Source organism: Mesorhizobium sp. M1A.F.Ca.IN.020.06.1.1 (assembly GCF_004023265.1).
Lineage (GTDB): Bacteria > Pseudomonadota > Alphaproteobacteria > Rhizobiales > Rhizobiaceae > Mesorhizobium.
In genome coordinates, this window is record NZ_RZSR01000785.1 from 1 (window position 1) to 2878 (window position 2878).

General features: G+C 64.5%; 3 protein-coding genes and 2 pseudogenes. 2 read left to right on the top strand and 3 right to left on the bottom strand.

The genetic code is table 11. The annotated features are described in order from the left end of the window. The 3 genes and pseudogenes from EOA60_RS26865 to EOA60_RS26875 form a co-directional block, all read right to left on the bottom strand. Window positions 1-355 (bottom strand): annotated as a pseudogene (locus EOA60_RS26865) (PD-(D/E)XK nuclease family protein); the annotation flags it as partial. Window positions 356-747: 392 nt separating this feature from the next. Next, the gene (locus tag EOA60_RS26870) at window positions 748-1455 is read right to left on the bottom strand and encodes an RES family NAD+ phosphorylase (RefSeq protein WP_245479284.1); all 708 of its coding nucleotides are present in this window, start codon (window positions 1453-1455) and stop codon (window positions 748-750) included. Continuing rightward, complete coding sequence (locus EOA60_RS26875) at window positions 1448-1846, bottom strand: MbcA/ParS/Xre antitoxin family protein (protein WP_348627478.1); 399 nt, start codon at window positions 1844-1846, stop codon at window positions 1448-1450. The genes EOA60_RS26870 and EOA60_RS26875 overlap by 8 nt, the downstream gene beginning before the upstream one ends. A gap of 130 nt (window positions 1847-1976) precedes the next feature. Here EOA60_RS26875 and EOA60_RS26880 point away from each other — a divergent pair, with 130 nt between their 5' ends. After that, window positions 1977-2684, top strand: a complete 708-nt coding sequence (locus EOA60_RS26880; RefSeq protein ID WP_127335912.1) for a multiubiquitin domain-containing protein — start codon at window positions 1977-1979, stop codon at window positions 2682-2684. Further along, a pseudogene (locus EOA60_RS26885) lies at window positions 2677-2878 on the top strand (hypothetical protein); the annotation flags it as partial. The gene EOA60_RS26880 and the pseudogene EOA60_RS26885, both read left to right, overlap by 8 nt.

Here is a 2878-nt window from a genome sequence, read left to right on the forward strand (position 1 = left end):
GATATGCCTCGATGTGTCCCAGATCGCTCAGACGGGCGCTCGCATAACGCGGACCCTCGAACCGAATGTCCGCGGCCCATACCCGCGCCAGACTCGCCAACACGGCCCGTGCCATGCCCGGGCGCGTTTTGACCGGTTCCAACTCCTCGAACGCAAGCTCGGTGAGCGCTCGCGCAACGATGGGGACCAGGGTGGCGTGGTCTGCGGGCCGGGCGAAGCCGCCAGCGAGGCGGGCGGCGAGCAGTGGCAGCGTTGCGACATCCCGACCGTGATCCCCCGCTCGCGCGGCAGCCACCCGCTGCATGCGAAAGGCGAGGGTGCCCTCGACGATGACGGTGTGACGCTTGATGGCCAAGATCGCTGGTGCCCCGATCTCAGCTCATAGGCATTGTGGGCAGTGCCGCTCGCCGCCGCGCCCAGTTTTCGAGCACGACGAATTCATGGAAGTCGCAGCCGGGATGCCTGCAAACGACGCTCGGGTGGACCTGACCGGCCTCGCTGATCGAGTGCCCCTTGAGCGTGAGTCGGTGACCACGCGGACAGGTCACCTCGGCCTTGAAGATGCGCTCGGTCGAGGGGTGACAGGCGGCCCAATGGCCCGCTGGTGCCGAGCCGATCCCTTGCCAATGCGCAAGGCGGATCCGCGGGCGGGGGGCGTACCGTTGCGTGGGCGCGCGAACAGGCTTGGAGCGGCGAGGCCGCAACGCTCGCCAATGGGCCTTTACCCAGGACAGGATGATGTCGATTCTACGCTGCAAGGACCTCTTCCTTTCCCGCCAGACTCTCTGGGCGCAGGACAGTCCCCGCCTCGTCGAAGGCATAGAGCGTCTCGATGCGAACTCCGTTCCACTCAAAGCGATAGTGCGTTGTCTGGATCGAGCGGCCAAGCACCTGCCCCTTGAGGACGGCAATGGCCGTCGCCGTGGGGCGCTCGGCCGGCCGAAACAGGATACCGTCGACATCGTTGGGGATCGCGTCGCCCAGTGACCAGCGTTGCTCTTGCGGAAGCTCGGCCGACACCTGGCGCAGATCGATGAACCTGCCATCGACCGGTGTCTTCAACATTCGCATATCGAGACCGGTCGCAGCTTCCTTCGTGCGTGACAGGAAGCGCGACCGCCGTGCGATAGAGACCGCCAACGCCGTTTGGGGCGTGTCCGCGATCTCGAGGCAAGATCGCTCGGGCGCGAAGAATGTCGTGCCCTCGGGGTTCTCGTAGGTGAATGGAGCCAGATTCCAATTCTGCAGCATTGCCGAATCGAGCTTGGGTCCCTCGCGCCGCGCCATCAGGCGCTCCTGCAGGCGCAGGCGGGGATTGGTCTTGTTCTCGACTTCGACAAGCGCTTCGACCTGCTCGGGAGCGACGAGGTCGCGATAGACCGAGACCGGCGGGAAGCGCGAGGGGATCAGCCGGTAGCAGTTCGCGGCAAAGCGCACGATAGGGTAGTCATCCACCGCGCTGGGCATCGAGGTACCGCCGAACAGCATAGATATCGATCACCCTTCCCCCCAGCATGACGTCCAGTGCGCTGTCGCCGTTGAAGAAGTCATTCGGTGCATGGATCCAGGCGTCGCTGGCCTGGTCGGAAGTGAAGAGAATTTGCAGCGCTTTCCAGATCGACAGCAGGTGAGAGAGGCGTTCGACGGTGTCGGGGGGAACCGCTCCTCCTCCCTCTTTTTTCCACTTGAAGAATGTTGAGCGCGGCGGCGACCCAAGAAGGGTGATCTGCTGGTCGGTGGAGAGGTCCCATCGCTCTGCCATCCGAAAGAAGGCCTGCAATTCAACAGGAATCCGTGTTTGCCCAGCGCCCGCTAGGGCACTGGGAGCGCTTTCTCCCATGGCCATTGTCCTCCTATCTCACCGTGGACTTGACAGCATGATAAGTCCACCCATAGACTGTCCATAGTGGGACTCGAATCGAAGTTTAGTCCAATGGCGGACGGCGTCAAGAGTCCAGGCAATGGAGATTTGACCGATGAGCGCGACTGCCGAACTGGCCCCTGCCGAGGCCTATTTCTTGAACGACGCGCCCGTCACGTCCCGCGACCGGATCGTGACGGGCCGGGAGGTTCTGACGCGTGGCGGGTTGAAGCCGCCATCCGACTACCGCCTGATTCTCGCCGCGGCCGGGCGGACCGAGCTTGTGGAGCTCGACGCCGAGATCGACCTGCAAGACTACGAGAGCCCGCGCCTCTACGCGTTGCAGAGCGACCGGGTCTTCTCCTTCACCGTCGATGAAATCGATCAGGTCTGGGGCAATGACACGATCGCCGTCGATCTTCTGATCAACCTCATCGCCATGCCGCCGGATCGCGAGCTGCTGCTGGAGCTTGCCGGCGAGCCCGACATCGTCCTGTCGAGCGGCGGGACGGTCTCGCTGGCCGGCAAAGCGGTCGAGCACCTGCGCACGCGTCCCAAGGCCCCGCATGAATTCGTCGAGGTGACGGTGTTCACGACGAGCGGCACCTTCCCGGAAGAAGGCGCGCTGCGCGTGCCCCCGGTCACTGTGGTCAAGCAGGTGCTGGCGCGCGCCGCCGCCAAGCTGGGTCTTACGGACACCACCGACTGGGTTGTAACCGTCGGGGGGCGCGACATCAATCCCGATCGCACCTTCACCCAGAACGGCCTGGCCGGCAGGGTGGAGCTTGAGTGGGGCCCGCGCGAGGGCGGCGGCGGTGCTTGAGCAGCTTTCGCGCGCCAAGTTCGAGGGCGACGTGGGCCGCTTGAGCGCGCGGACCGTCGCCCATCGCGCCTGGACCGTCGTTTCCACAGAGTACCCGATCTTCGATGTGATTTTCGGACATGCGACGACGGAGCCCTTGCGGATCCGCATGCTCTGCGACCAGTGGAACGACCTGCCGCCCTCGATTGAATTCC

Excerpts from the sequence above, each read along its gene's own strand:
- EOA60_RS26875 (WP_348627478.1), bottom strand. The coding sequence starts at position 1,846 with ATGGCCATGGGAGAAAGCGCTCCCAGTGCCCTAGCGGGCGCTGGGCAA.
- EOA60_RS26880 (WP_127335912.1), top strand. The coding sequence starts at position 1,977 with ATGAGCGCGACTGCCGAACTGGCCCCTGCCGAGGCCTATTTCTTGAAC.